Here is an 18,189-nt window from a genome sequence, read left to right as displayed (position 1 = left end):
CGTCAGTCCTTTTTAAAACGCTGGTTCAGTGCGTCGATCATCGAGAGATCGTCAGCACCCTTTGCCACAATAATATCGATAAATCCTAGCTCTGCACCAATTTCTGCAACTCTTTTGCTAGGAACTACAATCGGGGTGTTCGCAAACATGCCCAACTGATCGGCAAGCTCGGCTAGGTTCTCTAGGGCTTCGCCGCTACTAATGAGTATAGCGGATGGGTTAGCGTCGCTAAGTTGAGCTAGATCTTGTTCTGAGTAGTTAGGTAGAGAACGTTGATAGAGATTCAAGGTTTCAACCTGGGCGCCGCGCTCGCTAAGAGTCTGCTCTAACTGCTCTCTGCCACCTTCGCCCTTCAAAATGAGTACACGTTCGCCGTGCACATCTTGCAGCGCTGGCAGTGCTAACAGTGCCTCAGAGTCTAAACCACTATTCACGGTAACTGGCACATCAAACGGTACTAGCTCCTCTGCAGTTCCTTTACCTATGGTCAGCCAGGTAACGCCGATAGGGAGTTGAGGCCATAGCTGATCAATCATATCTATGCCGATGCGAGCTGCGTTTCGGCTGATAAAAATGACGTATGAATAAAGATCTAAATTAAGTAGCTTGGTACGAAGAGTAGGGTCGCTAGATCGCTCTAACTCCTCCTCGATGATCTCAAGTAGGGGGAAGCGAACTGGGGAGTAACCAGCTTTTTCTAATGCGGTGGCCAGCCCGTCTAGCATTGCTGCTGGACGGGTAGCCAGAATGGTCGGATTAGCCGCGCTCGGCATACACCTGCTCTAGAATTGCGGCAGCACCTGCGTCTAAAAGCCTTTCAGCCAGCTCGATGCCGATCTTCTCGGCATCTTTGCTTGAGCCGCGAATCTCATCTCGGAGCACGAGTGTGCCATCAGGACGGCCTACTAGACCACGCAGCCAAAGCTCATCGCCCTCTAGCTCTGCATAACAGCCAATCGGAACTTGGCAACCACCCTCAAGGTGTCGGTTCATGGCACGTTCTGCAGCAACGCGTGCAGCAGTCTCAGCATGGTTAAGTGGCGCAAGTAGAGCAAGCGTCTCTTGGTCATCCATACGACACTCAATACCAACAGCGCCTTGGCCGCCAGCAGGTAGGCTGTCAGTAGATAAGATCTGGTGCTTAATGCGATCTTTCAACTCAAGACGAATGAGGCCAGCCGATGCCAGAATAATTGCGTCATATTCGCCCGCATCCAGTTTGCCTAAGCGCGTCTGCACGTTACCGCGAAGGGTTTTGATAACTAGGTCTGGGCGACGCTCGCGCAGCTGAACTTCGCGACGGAGTGAGGATGTGCCAACCACTGCGCCTTCTGGTAGTTCATCAAAATGGTTGTAGGTGTTGCTTACAAAAGCATCTGTCGGTGTTTCACGCTCACAAACGACTGCAAGCCCCAGACCCTCCGGAAACTCCATCGGAACATCTTTCATCGAGTGCACAGCGATATCCGCACGCCCTTCTAGCATGGCTACTTCAAGCTCTTTAACAAAAAGACCTTTGCCACCGATCTTAGCAAGTGGGGTATCAAGGATCTTGTCACCACGAGTAACCATGGTAACAAGCTCAACTTCGAGGTCTTTGTGAAGCGATTCCAAGCTCGCTTTTACAAATTCAGCCTGCCATAGGGCAAGTAGGCTCTGACGGGTCGCAATGCGGAGTTTGCGGGACATGAAATCTCCAAAACCGATCTAAATCATAATAATCCGGCTAGTGTATCAGAAATGTATGAAATGATGGGTTATTCAGACACGCGAGGATTGATATAATCGCGCCTTAAAATTTTAAATCGACCAGGTCGATGTGCCGAATTCGGAAGAGGTAGAGAGCATGAGTGAAAAGACTAATCAGCAGTGGGGTGGCCGCTTCAGTGAAGCAACGGATGCATTTGTTGCCCGATTCACCGCGTCTGTAGACTTTGATCAGCGCCTCTACCGCCAGGATATTCAGGGCTCTATCGCCCATGCTCGCATGTTGGCGAAAGTGGGTGTGCTGACTGAAGATGAGCGTAATGCGATTATTCGTGGTCTTGGCGAAATTCGTATTGAGATTGAACGCGGTGAGTTTGAGTGGTCTGTTGCGCTTGAAGATGTGCACATGAACATTGAAGCTGCACTGACTAAGAAGATCGGTATTACCGGTAAAAAGCTCCACACAGGTCGCTCGCGTAATGACCAGGTAGCCACTGATATTCGTCTCTACATGCGTGATGAGATTGACCAGATTCTATTAGAAATCTCTCGTCTGCAAGCTGGCCTTCTTGATTTGGCTAGTCGCAACGCTGATACCATCATGCCTGGCTTTACTCACCTTCAAACTGCCCAGCCTGTAACCTTTGGTCACCACCTAATGGCGTGGTTTGAGATGCTAACGCGTGACTACGAGCGATTCGCTGATTGCCGTAAGCGTGTCAATGTTATGCCGCTAGGTGCTGCTGCCCTTGCGGGTACCACTTACCCTATCGATCGTCACTACACAGCAGAGCTACTGAACTTCTCGATGCCGGCGGGCAACTCGTTGGATGCAGTTTCAGACCGTGACTTCGCGATTGAGTTCTGTGCGGCAGCAAGTGTGCTTCTAATGCACATGACGCGTATGTCTGAAGAGTTGGTTCTATGGACATCTGCTCAGTTTAACTTCATCAACCTTCCAGACCGCTTCTGTACCGGCTCATCAATCATGCCGCAGAAGAAGAATCCAGATGTGCCAGAGCTAGTGCGTGGTAAGTCGGGTCGTGTCTACGGTCACTTGATTGCTCTGTTAACGCTGATGAAATCTCAGCCGTTGGCTTACAACAAAGATAACCAGGAAGATAAAGAGCCTCTATTCGATGCGGTGGACACTGTACAGGGCTGTCTACGTGCCTTTGGTGACATGGTGCCGGCAATTGAGTCTCGACCAGATGTGATGCGTGAAGCGGCTCGTCGCGGTTTCTCAACAGCGACTGACCTTGCCGACTACCTAGTTCGTGCTGGTGTAGCCTTCCGTGATGCGCATGAGATCGTAGGTTTGTCTGTGGCGTACGGCATCAAAACAGGCAAAGATCTTTCTGATATGACGCTTGAAGAGTTGCAACAGTTCTCTGATCAAATCCATGATGACGTCTTTGAAGTACTCACCCTTGAAGGTTCAGTTGCAGCACGTGACCACATCGGTGGTACCGCACCAAACCAGGTACGCGCAGCTATCGAACGCGGTCATGCTCTCTTAGCGGAACGCGCTGAATAAGCTCAGGAAAGCGCAAAAAGGCTGCATCATGCAGCCTTTTTTGTATCTAGCAGGTCGAGTTACTCAATCTCAATATCGACCATCAAATCTGATGCTAAGCGCTCGATCGCATCTTGTAGGTCGTGGATATCAGTAGTGGTTGGGATCTGAAGTTGGCCCTGGGCTTTGAACAGTAGTTCGCTAGACATCGAACCTGGAGTGATCTCTGTTGTAAGTTTCGCTAGGTTTACACCCATCTGCGCCAGGGTGTTTGAGATGTCGCGGACGATGCCTGGTTTATCGTGGCCGATAAGGTCTAGCGTCGCAGCGCGATATTCAACTTCAGTTGCACCTGATGATGCGATTTCTGCATTTAGGCGAATGCCTTTGTCACTGAGTGCTTTCAGCGATCCGATTAAAGCCTCTGCTTTCTCTGCGGAGATTTGCACGACAACTACCCCGGCAAATTTTCCGGCAAGGTGAGAGAGGCTCGATTCTAACCAGTTACCGTCATGCTGACTGACGGTTGTGGAAATGAGATTAACAAGGCCTGGTTTGTCATCCGCTATAAAGCTTATTACCACTGTATTCATAATTCTCTCCGTGCAAAAAATAGCTGATTGGATTTATCCTAGCACTTTGCGACTCGGGTAGGCATCAGTTAGTCGTGAGTATTGAGTTTTTTATCCTGTTAGATTGGGGGCTGTTAGTTGGATATTTTTTCGGCACTTTGGCCGGTATTTGCCTTGTTGGTCTTGGGTGTGGTGATTCATCGCACACAATTTCTCGATGACCATTTTTGGGCTAATGCAGAACGCTTCATCTACTTCATCTGTTTTCCCTCGCTACTTGTGACTCGTTTGGCGCCGGCCGACTTTAATGGTGCGGAGGCGCTAGCACTTATAGAGTCTGTGCTTTTGTTGTTAGCTTTGGGGTCGGTATTGTTATTGATCTCACAGCGTATCTTTAAGTTTAAGGCTGCAGCATTTACCTCTGTCTTTCAGGGCGGGATGCGCTTCAATACCTATATCACTTTGGCGATTGCAGCGAGTCTAGATCCCGGTGCAGGCCTTGCGCTTGCTGCGATTATTGCTTCGGTGATGATTCCACTGCTCAATGTGCTCTGTGTTTTGATTTTTGCGCTCTATTCGGAGGTTAAGCCCTCTTTTTTGAAAGTTCTTAAGCAGCTTGCTACTAACCCTTTGATCCTTGCTTGTCTTCTAGGTATCACTCTAAATTTGACCAAGATAGGAGTGCCCGGTCTTGTTGCCCCTGTTTTGAATCTGCTGGCCCAGGTCGCGCTTCCACTTGGTCTGTTGGCGGTGGGTGCAGCGATAAATCTGAAGGCGATTAGAAGTTCAGGCATGGCACTGGGATGGTCGCTGCTGTTTCGCTTAGGTGTTATGCCGCTGCTAGCGTTGGTTGTTATCTCGATAGCGAATTTATCTAATCAGGCTGCGCAGATCTTTATGATCTTTGCTGCTGTACCGACGGCTTCTGCAGGTTATATTTTGGCTCGACAACTGGGAGGGGATGCCCCCTTGTTTGCCAATATTCTCTCTGCGCAGGTGATGGTTTCAATATTTTCGCTTCCAATTGCGTTATCCGCAGTTTCGCTAATCTATTGATTTGAAATAGTTTTAAAGATGATAGGGAAGTTTTTTCAAATATTTTTAAGAAATTTATAAATTTTTTGGAACTTTTTTGAGATATGTCGGTCTGAGTATATAAGCCTCCTAGTTTGGGCAAGCCTCAAAGTCCAAACTCTCCAGAATGCACAGAAAGCCCATGCCAAAACATGGGCTTTCTTGCTTTAGCGGGGTCAGTAAAAAACTCCGTCACTCCTCTGCGCAAACTGCTATACCCATCTACTGCGTTGCTTTACTTGCTAAGGGCGCTGCCATTAGCTGCGAAAAGCGTCTTGTAGCTATGCATATCATTTCACGCAGTGTACTAACGGATTTATTTACTAACTCCCGGAGGGTTATAAAAAATGAGTGGTTGGGGTGTAAATAGTTTGATCGGGCTTAGATTTTGTAGCGTGCTTTATCGGTGATGACGCCGTTGAGTGGGACATCCCAAGGCGCTATCGGGAGTGTCTCGCTCTTTTGTAACTCATGAGCAACTCCAATCAGTTTTGGCCCCTTAAGACCGTGTCGAGATTGAGTAAATGCGAAGGTGCGGTCGTAGTAGCCACCACCCATGCCCATGCGTCCACCCTCTTTATCAAATGCGACCAGTGGTAGCAGAACAAGATCTAGCGCGGAAGCGGTAATGTGCGAGCGTTTAAAGTGTGGTTCGGGTATGCGGTATTTGTTGAGACTCATTTTGGTGTCAGGTTGATACTGAGTAAACCAGAGACGGTTGTGTCGAACAGGGTGCAGAACTGGGAGGTAGACCTGCTTGCCCAAACTCCAGCAAAGCTCGATAAATGGCTGCAGTGCAATCTCACCATCACTCGCGATATAGACAGCAATTCGCTTGGCGCTTGCGAATAGGCGTGCGCGACGGATATTGGTTGCCAGTGCCTGAGCGGCTTTTTTTTGTTGAAGAGGGGAGAGTGCTCGCCTAGCTCGGCGCATTTGGCGGCGAAGCTGTGTTCGCGCTTCAGGTGTCACTGTAGTCATAAAACCCCCCAGAATGCCGTTGGTGTTCTTGGCCCTGAACCCGACGGTTCAGGGTGGAAACAAGTATCGGCATATTAGGCTTTCCGCATGCGGACATGCGCACAATACCAATCCCCTGCTTCCGGTAAAATGATTATCGGCTCGAGGGACTTGAACATCTGTCGAACATCCCAGGGTTGAGTCGATTATAACGCTATAAATTCAACTTTGCAGGGTTGACTGCACTTTGGGCTATGAATTTTTTGCAAGCACAGCATCGATTTTGTCGATCATCGCTGCCACTTCGTCATTAGAGCTGCTTTGCGATTTTGAGCCATTCATATTCTCATAGCTCAAATTCAAAGCGGCCATCACTGCGATACGCTCAAGCCCAAGCAGTTTGCCGCTGCCTGATATCTCGCGCATTTTATTGTCGAGGTGGTTAGCAGCGTCGATGAGCGATTGCTCTTCACCTGGAGGACAGCTCAGTTTGTACTCTTTATCTAGCAGCGAGACGGTCACTGTGTTCGCTTGGCTCATGAGTTCTGCTCCAGTGTTTTGAGGCGGGTTAACATAGCTTCTACACGAGAACGGGTCTCGTCATAGTTTTTAAGGAGCTGCGCACGCTCCTCTTTCAATTTGCCATTTTGGGTCAATAGGTAGCGATTCTGCTCATCCAGTTGGCGGCAGGTATCAATTAATTGATCCACTCGCTGTGCGAGCATCTGCATATTTTTTTCCGACATTATCAGTCTCTGTCTTCAAGTTTCGTCCATTATTAGCAGTCAGCTGCACTGGGTCAATGATCCTTCATAGTCAGTTCTTAGGCAAAGTGCTAGCATTTGTCCTGTAATCTAATAACTGTCGCGATTTTTTATCGGTTAAGTGAGTGTAAATGAGTTCCCCAGATTTTGATCAAATTGCCAATATGCTGGTCGAGGAGGGCGCGGTTGCTTTCTCTCCTGCCGAGTTGCACGGTGTCATTGTGGGGCAGTTGTCTGCTGGCCAGAGGTTGCAGGGCAGTGCGCTTAACCAATTTGTAGCTGCACAGCTCGACTTAGAAAAAATTGGCGGAGAGGCAAACCAAACGCTGGTTGCGGCAGTATATAAGCTTGCCTTGGAACAACTTGAGGCGCCAGGCTTTGAACTACGTTTGATCCTCCCGGATGATGAGCAAGAGCTGGCTTTACGAGCTGAAAGTCTTGGGCTCTGGGCGGCTGGTTTCCTTGCAGGTTTTGGTTTGGGTATTGGTGAGCAGGGCCAAAACCTCTCTACTGATGCACAAGATGGGCTTCGTGATTTAGTTCAGATTGCACAGATAGAGTCTGAAGGTGGCGCGGAAGAGGACGAAAGCCTTCTAATGGAAGTTGAAGAGTATGTTCGTATGGCTGCGATGTTGCTCTTCTCTGAGTGTAATAGTGCAACTGCAGAAACTCCTGCAGAGCAGACGGTGCATTAATAGTGAAGCTAGATCGATCGATTTACCAACAGCGGCGCGCCGCGCTGCTCGCCAAAATGCCTGCCAATTCGGTGATGCTGATTGCTGCGGCTTCGCATCAGTCGCGTAATGGTGATGCTGAGTACGCTTTCCGTCAAAACAGTGATTTCTACTACCTTACCGGCTTCAACGAGCCCGATGGTTTGCTGGTTTTGAAACCAGGCTCAACCTCACTCTCTGTGCTGTTCACTCAGCCGCGAGATCGCGACATGGAGATCTGGAACGGCTACCGTGCTGGTCCCGAGGGGTGTGTTGCTGATTATGGCGTGGATGCTGCTTACGAGTTGAAAGAGATTGACACGCAAATGCCGAATTTGATCGATGGTGTTGATCAGCTTTTCTATCCATTGGCCCGCAAAACCTCACTCGATGGTCGAGTTAAGGGGTGGATTGAGAGTGTCGCTCAGCGCGTTAGGGCTGGGGCTGCAGTGCCAAAAGCACTTACGGATTCCGATACGCTTCTACATGAGATGCGCCTCTTTAAATCCGATGCTGAAGTTGAGTTGATGGCTCATGCTGCAGAGATCAGTGCCCAGGCGCATGTTACTGCGATGCAGGAGTGTCGTGTTGGCATGAATGAGTTTCAGCTGGAAGCGATTATACAGAGTCACTGCATGAAGAGCGGTGCGCGTTATCAGGCTTATACGCCGATAGTCGCGGCTGGCGCTAACGCCTGTATTTTGCACTACATCGAAAATGATAAGCCGATTGCCGACGGTGATTTGATTCTAATTGATGCCGGTTGTGAGCTGGATAACTACGCTAGCGATATCACCCGTACTTTCCCTGCAAACGGCAAATTCACTGCTGAACAGCGTGCTATTTATGAGCTTGTTCTTAAGGCCAATATCGCCTGTATTGAATTGGTTAAGCCTGGTCTCAATTGGGATGCACTTCATCAAGCCTCAGTGCGTATTCTCACTGAAGGGTTGGTTGAGCTCGGTCTGCTCTCAGGGGATGTGGATGCGCTAATTGATTCGGGTGCATTTAGGCGTTTCTACATGCATCGTATCGGCCACTGGTTGGGTATGGATGTGCATGATGTTGGTTCATACCGCGTTAACGGTGAGTGGCGAGATCTCGAACCAGGTATGGTGACCACCGTGGAACCAGGCCTATATATCGCCCCGGATGATCATAGTGTTGAAGCGCGTTGGCGCGGTATCGGCGTGCGCATTGAAGATGATGTGTTGGTCACTGCTACGGGTGCCCGAGTGCTAACCGATTCAGTTCCTAAAGATCCAGATGAAATTGAGGCGTTGATGGCTAATGCCTAACCGAGAGTTCGATAACAGCTTCGATCTTATCGTATGTGGCGGCGGCATGGTTGGGGCTAGCCTCGTTGCTGCTCTGCTACCGGCTGCGAAAAAGCTGGGTTTGCGTATGGCACTGGTTGAGCAGAGTCCCTTAAAAGCTCACCCAGATCCACAGTTTCAGCCAAGCTTTGATGCACGCTCTACTGCGCTTGCATATGGATCTCGCTCCGCCTTTGAGCAGATGGGGATTTGGTCCTTACTGCGTGAACATCTAACGCCCATCGAGACTATTCATGTATCGGATCAAGGGCGATTTGGTCAGACGACTATGCGAGCAGAACAAGAGAGTGTCGATGCTCTGGGTTATGTTGTTGAGAACCACTGGCTGGGTCAGGTGTTGATGAGTGCCGTTCTGCATGGTCGAGATCAGGTTGAGTTATTCTCACCAGCGACGGTCTCCTCTATCGATCTAACGGATGGCGTGCGTTCGGTTGTTATTTCGGAAGAGGGTGGCGAGCAGCGTACTCTTAAAGCGCCCTTAGTAGTCATGGCTGACGGTGGACGTTCTGAACTTCGTCAATCTATGGGGATTGATTACAGAGCAAAGCCCTATCATCAGCATGCGTTGATCGCGAATGTTGAAGTCGATCGCGATCATCAAGGCGTTGCTTATGAACGCTTTACGGAAAAAGGCCCAATCGCACTGCTGCCTATTGAGGCTATAGGCGCTACCCATCGTATGGGTTTGGTTTGGACGCAAACCGATGATCTTGTTGAGTCGCGCATGAATATGCCTGATGAACAATTTTTAAGTGAGCTACAGCAAGCTTTTGGTCATCGAGCTGGGCGTTTAGTCAGTGTCGGTGAGCGATACAGTTACCCGCTTAATTTAGTACTCGCAGATGAGCAGGTGCGTGCGGGTTTGGTTGTATTAGGTAATGCTGCCCACTCACTGCACCCAATAGCGGGTCAGGGATTTAATTTAGCCTTGCGAGGTGTCTGCGAATTGGCTGAGTTGATACTGCAGCGCAAACAACAGAATCTGCCTTTGGGAGAGTTGGCTTCACTACAAGGTTTTGTTTCACAGCGTCAAAAGGATCAGCAGCGCACCATCGGTTTTGGTGAGCTCGCACTTGCTACATTTAGCTCATCCAATCCGCTGTTGAGAGTAGGGCGTGCTTTGGCGCTACAAACTCTAGATATGGTTCCGGCCGGTCGGACACTACTGGCCCGAGCGGCAATGGGTTTGGATACCCCTGCGGTTAGGTTGACTATCGATGACTAATTTAGCGAAACAGCGTGAAGTGGATGTTGCGATTGCTGGCGCAGGGATGACCGGTATCGCAACTGCACTGCAACTTGCCGAGCTAGGGCTTAAGGTTGAGGTATTAGATCAATTTGGTCTCGATCTTAAGGCGCTGGATAAGCAGGTTGAGCAGGTGCTTCAGGGTGAGTTTGAGTCCAGAGTGAGTGCCTTAACACTCGCTTCTGTAGAGCTTTTGAAATCAATAGATGCTTGGCAATATTTGGTTGATTGGCGAATCGAGCCTTATCAGAAGATGTATGTCTGGGATGGTGAAACACGTGGCGAGGTTGAATTCGACGCATTTGATATGCACGAAGCGCAGTTGGGATATATCGTCGAGAATCGTCTAATTGTCCTTGCTTTGCTTAAGGCGGCACTTCTCAATAGCAATATCCAGTTGAACTTTGCGTCGCGCATTCGCGCGGTCGATCCTGTGGTTAATGGTTCTAGACATCTCTTTTTAGACGATGGTGATCAGCTCACTGTTAGACTTCTGGTTGGTGCCGACGGTGCCAACTCTACAACCCGTAAACAGCTTGGTTTGGGTACGCATGAGTGGGACTACGGTCACCACGCAGTGGTGGCCACCCTTGAGATGGACGCTGAGCATCAACACTGTTGTTGGCAGCGTTTTACTGAAGATGGGCCATTAGCGCTTCTGCCACTTGCGGATGAGGCGCGGCGCAAGGTGTCGCTGGTATGGTCTACTTCGCCTGCACACGCTAAGTCTCTGCAAGAGATGGATGAAGAGAGCTTCTGCCAAGCGATTAGTTTTGGTTCTCGACAGGGACCAGGCAGGATTGTTGCTGCTGCTAATGTGCAAGTGGTTCCGCTTCGTCAGCGTCATGCCCAGCACTATGTGGCAGAGGCAGGAGTTTTAGTGGGTGACGCTGCGCACACGATTCATCCGTTAGCGGGGCAGGGGGTCAATCTTGGTTTTCTCGATTCAGCTGCGCTTGCCGATGTGCTTGCAGAGGCGATGACGCGCCGTGAAACCATAGGTTCGCTTGATGTGCTGCGACGATATGAGCGAACACGTAAGTTAGAAAATGTTCGAATGAGTGCGGTAATGGAAGGGTTTAGACGACTCTTTACGCCGCAACCCGCGATCATTGAGTGGGCTCGTGGAGCTGGCATGCGGCTATTTAATAGCGTAGATCCAGTGAAGCAGCACGTGATGGCGCAAGCGATGGGTCTTTCCGGTCAACTTCCCACTAGAATGCGACGTTCTGCCAAAGACGCATAGCCCCTTTAAATAAAGTATATTGGTCAAAGATTGATCTGGTGCGATATTCGTTTAAAATCGCTTTCCCCTTTTAAAGTCGAATGACTTGTAAGACAGATAGGTATTACTGATGGGACACAAGACCCCACTCTATGCGCAGCATCAAGCGATGGGCGGAAAGCTAGTTGATTTCGGTGGCTGGGATATGCCGCTGCATTACGGCTCGCAATTGGAAGAGCACAATAAGGTTCGTCAGGCATCAGGTATGTTTGATGTGTCCCACATGACGATTGTTGATGTATCAGGCCAGCAAGCACGTAGTTACCTTCGCCATCTTGTTGCGAATGATGTTGCACGTCTGCAGATGAAGGGTAAAGCTCTCTACACCGCGATGTTGAACGAGAAGGGTGGAATTCTTGATGACCTCATCATCTACCTTATGACAGAGCCGGGCTCATCTAATGAGTGGTACCGCTTGGTTGTTAATTGTGCGACACGCGAGAAAGATTTGGCTTGGATGGCACATCAGGCGGTGGGCTTTGATGTGTCACTCACTGAACAGCCGGAATTAGCAATGGTTGCTATCCAGGGTCCTGAAGCGATCGCAAAATCGGGTGAAGTGCTTGGGGCTTCTCGCAAAGCGATGATTGATGAGCTTGCTGTTTTCCAAGGTGTTGAGTCTGAGGGTTGGTTTATTGCTCGTACTGGCTACACCGGTGAAGATGGTCTTGAGATTATGGTTCCAGAAGAGCAGGTTGCGGATTTCTGGGTAGCGCTAGCGGATGCGGGAGTTGCACCTTGTGGTTTGGGTGCGCGTGATACGCTGCGACTTGAAGCGGGTATGAATTTGTATGGTAGTGACATGACTGAAGAGGTTTCACCGCTTGAGTCTGGTATTACCTGGTCTGTGGCTTTTGAGCCCGCTGATCGTGACTTTGTCGGTCGCACTGCACTGGAAGCTCAAAAAGCTGCGGGTGATCACTCTAAGTTGGTGGGTTTGGTTCTTGAGGCTCGTGGTGTTCTGCGTGGCCATCAGCGAGTTATTGTTGATGGTGCTGGCGAAGGTGAGATCACTAGTGGTACCTTCTCTCCAACACTAGGTTTTTCGGTAGCGCTTGCGCGTGTACCGGCTGCGACTAAAGATGTCGCAAAAGTAGAGATGCGTGGCAAAGAGGTTGATGTACGTGTTGTACGCCCACCGTTTGTTCGCAATGGTAAGCAAGTTTTTGCATAACTTTTATCGGGTGAATAGCTATGAGTAACGCTCCAAGTGAACTGAAGTACGTAAGTAGTCACGAGTGGATTCGCGATGAAGGCGATGGTGTTGTAACTATCGGTATCACGGATCATGCACAAGAGGCTCTTGGTGATGTGGTATTTGTTGAACTTCCAGATGTTGATTCTGAAGTGTCAGCGGGTGATGACGCAGGTGTTGTTGAGTCAGTTAAAGCTGCATCAGATATCTACTCGCCACTGAGCGGTACTATCGTTGAGATCAACGAAGATCTTGCTGATATGCCAGAGACTGTAAACAGCGATCCATACGGTGATGGCTGGTTCTTTAAAATTAAGCTTAGCGACCCAAGCGAGCTTGAAGATCTGTTGAGTGCAGACGAATACCTCGAAGCTTGCGAAGAAGAGTAATCGTTCTGTAGTCATAACCCCGCAGGGCTATGTACAATTGTGCATTGCCCTGCGGGGTCTTTTTATTTTTGGTGTTGTGTAATGGAAACTAAAACGCTCGTTCTCCAACAGGGAGCAGATCGTCGCCTGCGTGGTGGTCACGTCTGGATCTACAGTAATGAGGTAGATAATAAACAGTCGCCACTTAAAGATTTTGAAGTGGGAGAACAGGTGCGTGTTGTTGATGCTCAAGGGCGTCCACGTGGTAGTGCCATTATCAATCCCAATACCCTTATCTGCGGTCGTATTTTCAGCCGCGATGAAAATCAGGCGCTCGATAAATCCCTGATTATTCACCGTTTGAATATCGCGCTATCCCTGCGTGAGATGAACTTTACTGATCCTTGTTACCGTCTTGTTTATGGGGATTCAGATGGTTTGCCAGGTCTCGTGATTGATCGCTTCTTCGATATCTTCGTTATTCAGATCTCAACGGCGGGCATGGAGAAGGTTCAGCATCATGTAATCGATGCGCTGAACAAGGTGTTCCAGCCGCAGGCGATTGTGCTGCGCAACGACGGTAAGTTCCGTGAGAACGAAGGGCTTGAAGCCTACGTAGAGGTAATTCAGGGCCAAATTGGTGATGTTTCGCCACTTCGTGAAAACGGTGTAAATCTGGTAGCTCCACTGTTAACCGGACAGAAGACAGGTTGGTTCTACGATCACCGTGAAAACCGTGCCCGCATGATGGGAATGGTTAAGGATAAGAAGGTTCTTGATCTCTTCAGTTATGTCGGTGGTTGGGGTGCGCAAGCTCTAGCTGCGGGAGCATCTGAAGTGGCTTGTGTGGACGCCTCTGCTGGCGCACTTGAGATCGCTGTAGAGAATGCGAAGCTGCAGAATGCACTTCCTCGCTTGCGTGCAATGCAGGGTGATGCCTTTGATTTGTGTAAGGCATTGGTTGCCGATAAAGAGCGCTTCGATGTTGTGATTGTTGATCCGCCAGCCTTTATTATGCGAAAAAAGGATATCCGCAACGGTGAACGTGCCTACTCGCGTATCAATAACTTTGCGATGCGACTTCTGAAGAGGGGTGGTGTGCTGGTCTCTGCATCTTGTTCGATGCATCTTGAGACCAATAGCTTGGTTGATATTCTAAGAACTAATAGCCGTGAATTGGATCGTCAGGGTCAGATTTTTGCTCAGGGATATCAGGGTGCAGATCACCCAATACATCCTGCAATTCCTGAGACGGAATACCTCAAGGCCTACTTTATGCGCCTGTTAGCTAACGAGTAATTAGCTAAAAACTAGAAGGGAGATCAATGATCTCCCTTTTTTATTACTTTTGATTACGCAAACTTATCACTATTCTGCCACACTGAAACTGACACAGGGATCAAGGAGAGTGGAATGTTTGATCAAAAATTTGTAGCCGATGTGATGGACGCATCAGTGGTACCTCTTAAAGCGGGTATGGGTTTAACTCAGGCGGTGTCACATCTGGTTGAATCACGCTACCCAGGGTTACCAGTAGTGAATGATGAGAATGTTGTGGTGGGATTCTTATCTGAACATGACTGTCTGCGCTATCTCATCTCAAGTAGTTACTATGTTGATGAACGCGTTCAGGTTGGTGATGTGATGTTCCGCCAAGCACTTACGGCCTCACCTAAAGAGACCGCACTAAATTTGGCCGAGCGGATGGAGGGCGGTAAGCCTAAGATCTATCCGGTTGTAGAGGGTGGTAAATATCTGGGTGTGGTGAGTCGTAAGCATGTTATGCGTGCGCTACGCGATGCTCTGACTCACTCTAAAGCGTTGGTTTAAGCTCTTAGATCCAAAATTGGCCAGCCGCGACGGATTGCCTCCGCGGTGAGTTTTTCATCTGGGTTGACTGCTACTGGGTAGTCAACCTTTTCTAGTAGCGGTAGGTCGTTGATCGAATCGCTATAAAAACTGCTGCCCTCAAGGGTCGCACCATTTTCAGCTAACCATGTGTTAAGGCGCTCCACCTTGCCCGCCTGGAAACAGGGCGTACCGGCAACCTTGCCAGTGTAATTGCCGTTCACCATTTCTGGGTCGGTTGCGATGATGGTATCTACCCCTAGCTGCTCCGCGATTGGACCTGTCACAAAGCGGTTGGTCGCGGTAATGATCATCAGGTGCTCACCCGCATCACGGTGTTTCTGAAGAAGAGCAGCGGCCTTGGGTAACATCATCGGTTGAATAACATCTCGCATGAACTCTGCATGCCATTGAGCAAGTGTTTCATTGCTATTGGCGGCCAGTGGGCGTAGCGCGAACTCTAGGAATTCGAAGATATTCATGCTGCCGCTTTTGTACTGCTCGTAAAAGTAGTCGTTAGCTTTGCGATACTCTTCTGCATCAACGACACCTTTACGGCATAAGAATTCACCCCAAGCGTGGTCTGAATCGCCATTCAAAAGTGTGTTGTCGAGGTCAAAAATTGCCAAAGGCTGCATGTTCGTATCCTGCTTGTGCACTATGTGGGCCGAGGATACGGAGCGAGTCGCTTGCTGACAAGTGTTCCACATAAAAAGGTTGCTTTGAGTTCGACCGCGTCTGTGGAACAATAGGTTCATACAAAGATTTAAATTTAAGGATAACAAAGTGATCGATTCAGATGGGTTTCGACCGAATGTAGGTATCATTCTGGTCAACTCGCTGGGTCAGGTTCTGTGGGCTCGTCGCTGTGGGCAAGATGCATGGCAATTTCCGCAAGGTGGAATCAATGCAGATGAAACAGCCGAACAAGCCATGTATCGTGAGTTACAAGAGGAGATCGGTCTTACTCCAAATGATGTCGAGATAATGGGTGTAACCCGTGGTTGGCTTCGCTACCGTCTACCGAAACGGATGATTCGTCGCCACCAGTTCCCAATCTGTATTGGGCAAAAGCAGAAGTGGTTCATGCTACGTATGCTTAGTCACGACAGCGCTGTAAAGATCGATTGCTGCGATACGCCGGAATTTGATGGTTGGCGATGGGTGAGCTACTGGTATCCCGTAGGGCAGGTAGTGTCATTTAAACGAGAGGTTTACCGTAAAGCGATGCGTGAACTCTCGCCCCGACTTGCAAGCGTGATTAAAGGTTAGGTGTCACTAGCCAACTAAGGAGTGTCTCATGAGTATGCTGGCGCGTTTGCGGCAGATAGTGCAAGAAGTAGGTGGTGAGTCTGACCTAGAGTCGGTTCTCGCCCTTACGGTTGCGCGCATTCGTGAGACCATGTCTACCGAAGTGTGCTCTATTTATCTCATTGATAGAGTCGCAAATCGCTATGTACTTCGAGCTACCGAAGGTCTAAATAAAGATGCGGTTGGCAAAGTGTCGCTATCACCTACCGAGGGTATCGTCGGTTTGGTCGGCACGCGTGCTGAGCCCATCAACCTTGAAGATGCATTTCTTCACCCCGCATTCGTCTACCTACAATCAACTGGTGAAGAGCGTTATCACGCCTTTTTAGGTGTGCCTATTATTCATCAGCGTCAGGTGCAGGGCGTATTGGTTGTACAGCAGCGTGACGTGCGTCGTTTTGATGAGTCGGAAGAGGCCTTTATGGTCACACTTTCAGCTCAGTTAGCAGGTGTGATTGCGCATGCTGAGGCGACAGGTTCGATAGTTGATATCGTCTCAGCTAGTAAGCCTGTCGAAAAACGAGAGTCGAATGCTAAACGCTTTGAGGGTATATCCGGTTCAGCAGGTGTTGCGATTGGTACAATTCATGTAGCGACTCTGCCTGCGGATTTGAAGTCGGTTCCTGATAAAGAAGCGGCAAATATTGAGAATGAGTTGGAGATCTTCACTAGTGCGCTGGTTCGTGTGCGTGAAGATATTCAGCAGATTGCTGATAACTTGGCGACCCGACTGCGTACTGAAGAGCAGGCGCTCTTTGAAGTCTACCTTCGGATGTTGGATGACAATGCGATTCCATCAGAAATTCGAGATCGAATTGCGGCAGGTAGTTGGGCGCAAGGTGCACTCAGAGATGTCATTCTCGGTCATGTGCGTGAATTCTCTGCTATGGACGATCCTTACTTCCGTGAGCGTGCAACGGATGTTAGAGATTTAGGCCGCCGTATACTGACTTCTCTACAGTCGGGTGATGAGGATCGTCAGCAGGAGTATCCAGAAAATACGGTGCTTGTAGCGGATGATCTATCCCCTGCCATGCTTGGTATGGTGCCTGAAGATAAGCTTGTTGGTTTAATTTCCGTGTCGGGCTCCGGTTCATCGCATGCGGCTATTTTGGCGCGCTCTATGGGCATTCCTACGCTTATGGGTGTCGTTGATCTTCCCTATACGCGTATTGATGGTCGGCAGGTGATTGTTGATGGCTATTCAGGTCGTATCTACATAGACCCAACGCCAGATCTGCTCAAAGCTTACCGCTCGATCATTACCGAAGAGCGTGCAATTGCTGCCAATCTAGATCAGCTGCGCGACCTCTCAGCGATTACGCTCGATAGCCATGTTATGCCGCTTTGGGTGAATACCGGTCTGACGGCAGATGTTGAGCGTGCGCTTAAGCGCGGTGCTGAAGGCATTGGGCTTTACCGAACCGAAATCCCGTTCATGATTCGTGACTTCTTTCCTTCTGAACAGGAGCAGACCGAGACTTATCGTCGACAATTGGAGCTATTTGCACCGCGTCCTGTGACCATGCGTACTCTAGATATCGGTGGTGATAAGGCGTTGCCCTATTTCCCAATAGAGGAGGAGAACCCCTTCCTTGGTTGGCGCGGTATTCGAGTTACCTTGGATCACCCTGAGATATTCCTGGTGCAAATTCGAGCCATGCTTCGAGCCTCTGAAGGGTTGAATAACCTTCGTATCATGTTGCCGATGGTGACTAGTACTCATGAAGTTGAAACAGCACTAAAGCAGATTGATCAGGCGTTTAATGAGTTGCTTGAAGAGGGGCTTGATATTAAACGTCCAGCGATTGGTGTGATGATTGAGGTTCCAGCCGCGATCTATCTGATCTCTCGATTTGCCACCCAGGTCGACTTCTTCTCCGTTGGCTCCAATGATTTGACGCAGTATCTGTTGGCTGTTGATCGAAACAACCCGCGTGTGGCTGATCTCTACGTCTCCTATCATCCATCCGTGCTGCAAGCATTGAATGTGATTGCGCAGGAGGCGCATAAAGCGGGTAAGCAGGTATCCATTTGTGGCGAGATGGCAGGCGACCCTGGTGGTGCTTTGCTGTTGATGGCAATGGGTTACGATGTGCTTTCGATGAACTCAACTAACCTGCCAAAAGTTAAGCTGGCGTTGCGAAGTGTCAGCTATGCAGACTCTCAAGTGCTTTTGAGTCGAGTGCTGCGTATGTCAGAAGTAGATCAGATTCACACGCTATTACGTGAAACTTTGCAGACTGCTGGTCTAAATCAATTAACCCGCCCGGTCATCCCTGGAGCTTAATTC

General features: G+C 49.3%; 19 protein-coding genes and 1 other RNA gene. 12 read left to right on the top strand and 8 right to left on the bottom strand.

Going from position 1 to position 18,189, the window contains the following annotated elements; translation table 11 throughout:
• Window positions 1–2 precede the first annotated feature (2 nt).
• Together HH196_RS07940 and hemC are read right to left on the bottom strand one after the other, a co-directional pair.
• Entirely contained in the window at window positions 3–773 is a 771-nt protein-coding gene (locus tag HH196_RS07940) for a uroporphyrinogen-III synthase (RefSeq protein WP_169451599.1), read from the bottom strand.
• On the bottom strand, window positions 757–1,689 hold the full coding sequence (gene hemC, locus HH196_RS07935; protein WP_169451598.1) for a hydroxymethylbilane synthase: 933 nt from the start codon (window positions 1,687–1,689) through the stop codon (window positions 757–759). The genes HH196_RS07940 and hemC overlap by 17 nt, the downstream gene beginning before the upstream one ends.
• A 157-nt stretch (window positions 1,690–1,846) precedes the next feature.
• Between hemC and argH the strand changes: the two genes are divergently transcribed.
• Window positions 1,847–3,244 (top strand): argininosuccinate lyase, encoded by a 1,398-nt coding sequence (gene argH, locus HH196_RS07930; RefSeq protein WP_169451597.1) that lies wholly within the window; start codon window positions 1,847–1,849, stop codon window positions 3,242–3,244.
• Between the two features lie 59 nt (window positions 3,245–3,303).
• Here argH and HH196_RS07925 read toward each other — a convergent pair whose 3' ends face one another.
• Entirely contained in the window at window positions 3,304–3,816 is a 513-nt protein-coding gene (locus HH196_RS07925; RefSeq protein WP_169451596.1) for a glycine cleavage system protein R, read from the bottom strand.
• Window positions 3,817–3,933: 117 nt separating this feature from the next.
• On the opposite strand from HH196_RS07925, the gene HH196_RS07920 reads away from it, so the two are divergent.
• A complete protein-coding gene (locus HH196_RS07920) occupies window positions 3,934–4,851 on the top strand; it encodes an AEC family transporter (RefSeq protein ID WP_169451595.1) in 918 nt (305 codons plus the stop codon).
• A gap of 399 nt (window positions 4,852–5,250) precedes the next feature.
• On the opposite strand, the gene HH196_RS07915 is transcribed toward HH196_RS07920, so the two are convergent.
• The 4 genes from HH196_RS07915 to HH196_RS07900 all read right to left on the bottom strand — a co-directional run bounded on the left by HH196_RS07915 (window position 5,251) and on the right by HH196_RS07900 (window position 6,575).
• Complete coding sequence (locus tag HH196_RS07915) at window positions 5,251–5,850, bottom strand: 5-formyltetrahydrofolate cyclo-ligase (protein WP_169451594.1); 600 nt, start codon at window positions 5,848–5,850, stop codon at window positions 5,251–5,253.
• A gap of 1 nt (window position 5,851) precedes the next feature.
• A non-coding RNA gene (ssrS, locus tag HH196_RS07910) (6S RNA) lies at window positions 5,852–6,030 on the bottom strand.
• A gap of 51 nt (window positions 6,031–6,081) precedes the next feature.
• Window positions 6,082–6,369, bottom strand: a complete 288-nt coding sequence (locus HH196_RS07905; protein WP_169451593.1) for a cell division protein ZapA — start codon at window positions 6,367–6,369, stop codon at window positions 6,082–6,084.
• On the bottom strand, window positions 6,366–6,575 hold the full coding sequence (locus HH196_RS07900) for a TIGR02449 family protein (RefSeq protein WP_169451592.1): 210 nt from the start codon (window positions 6,573–6,575) through the stop codon (window positions 6,366–6,368). The genes HH196_RS07905 and HH196_RS07900 overlap by 4 nt, the downstream gene beginning before the upstream one ends.
• A 149-nt stretch (window positions 6,576–6,724) precedes the next feature.
• On the opposite strand from HH196_RS07900, the gene HH196_RS07895 reads away from it, so the two are divergent.
• The 8 genes from HH196_RS07895 (at window position 6,725) to HH196_RS07860 (ending at window position 14,567) form a co-directional block, all read left to right on the top strand.
• Window positions 6,725–7,288, top strand: a complete 564-nt coding sequence (locus tag HH196_RS07895; RefSeq protein WP_169451591.1) for a UPF0149 family protein — start codon at window positions 6,725–6,727, stop codon at window positions 7,286–7,288.
• A 2-nt stretch (window positions 7,289–7,290) separates the two neighbouring features.
• Entirely contained in the window at window positions 7,291–8,604 is a 1,314-nt protein-coding gene (gene pepP, locus HH196_RS07890; RefSeq protein ID WP_169451590.1) for a Xaa-Pro aminopeptidase, read from the top strand.
• Window positions 8,597–9,868: a 2-octaprenyl-6-methoxyphenyl hydroxylase gene (gene ubiH / locus HH196_RS07885; RefSeq protein WP_169451589.1), complete on the top strand. Its 1,272-nt coding sequence runs from the start codon at window positions 8,597–8,599 to the stop codon at window positions 9,866–9,868. Before pepP ends, ubiH begins: the two co-directional genes overlap by 8 nt.
• Window positions 9,861–11,135, top strand: coding sequence for a UbiH/UbiF/VisC/COQ6 family ubiquinone biosynthesis hydroxylase (locus HH196_RS07880; protein WP_169451588.1), 1,275 nt, complete (start codon window positions 9,861–9,863; stop codon window positions 11,133–11,135). Before ubiH ends, HH196_RS07880 begins: the two co-directional genes overlap by 8 nt.
• A 109-nt stretch (window positions 11,136–11,244) precedes the next feature.
• Entirely contained in the window at window positions 11,245–12,348 is a 1,104-nt protein-coding gene (gcvT, locus tag HH196_RS07875; protein ID WP_169451587.1) for a glycine cleavage system aminomethyltransferase GcvT, read from the top strand.
• A gap of 20 nt (window positions 12,349–12,368) precedes the next feature.
• Window positions 12,369–12,758: a glycine cleavage system protein GcvH gene (gcvH, locus tag HH196_RS07870; RefSeq protein WP_169451586.1), complete on the top strand. Its 390-nt coding sequence runs from the start codon at window positions 12,369–12,371 to the stop codon at window positions 12,756–12,758.
• Between the two features lie 81 nt (window positions 12,759–12,839).
• Entirely contained in the window at window positions 12,840–14,036 is a 1,197-nt protein-coding gene (locus HH196_RS07865) for a class I SAM-dependent rRNA methyltransferase (protein WP_169451585.1), read from the top strand.
• Between the two features lie 114 nt (window positions 14,037–14,150).
• Window positions 14,151–14,567 carry a CBS domain-containing protein gene (locus HH196_RS07860; RefSeq protein ID WP_211160766.1) on the top strand — a complete coding sequence of 139 codons (417 nt, stop codon included), beginning with the start codon at window positions 14,151–14,153 and terminating at the stop codon, window positions 14,565–14,567.
• Here the strand turns inward: HH196_RS07860 and HH196_RS07855 are convergent.
• The gene (locus tag HH196_RS07855) at window positions 14,564–15,223 is read right to left on the bottom strand and encodes an HAD family phosphatase (protein WP_169451584.1); all 660 of its coding nucleotides are present in this window, start codon (window positions 15,221–15,223) and stop codon (window positions 14,564–14,566) included. The two genes, HH196_RS07860 and HH196_RS07855, sit on opposite strands and share 4 nt — an antisense overlap.
• A gap of 148 nt (window positions 15,224–15,371) precedes the next feature.
• Here HH196_RS07855 and HH196_RS07850 point away from each other — a divergent pair, with 148 nt between their 5' ends.
• Complete coding sequence (locus HH196_RS07850; protein ID WP_169451583.1) at window positions 15,372–15,857, top strand: RNA pyrophosphohydrolase; 486 nt, start codon at window positions 15,372–15,374, stop codon at window positions 15,855–15,857.
• Window positions 15,858–15,891: 34 nt separating this feature from the next.
• A complete protein-coding gene (gene ptsP, locus HH196_RS07845; RefSeq protein ID WP_169452349.1) occupies window positions 15,892–18,186 on the top strand; it encodes a phosphoenolpyruvate--protein phosphotransferase in 2,295 nt (764 codons plus the stop codon).
• Window positions 18,187–18,189 lie beyond the last annotated feature (3 nt).

Source organism: Marinobacterium sp. LSUCC0821 (genome assembly GCF_012848475.1).
GTDB lineage: Bacteria > Pseudomonadota > Gammaproteobacteria > Pseudomonadales > Balneatricaceae > Marinobacterium_E.
Note: the sequence above shows the minus strand (reverse complement) of the source record. Positions and strands in the feature narration are given on the sequence as shown.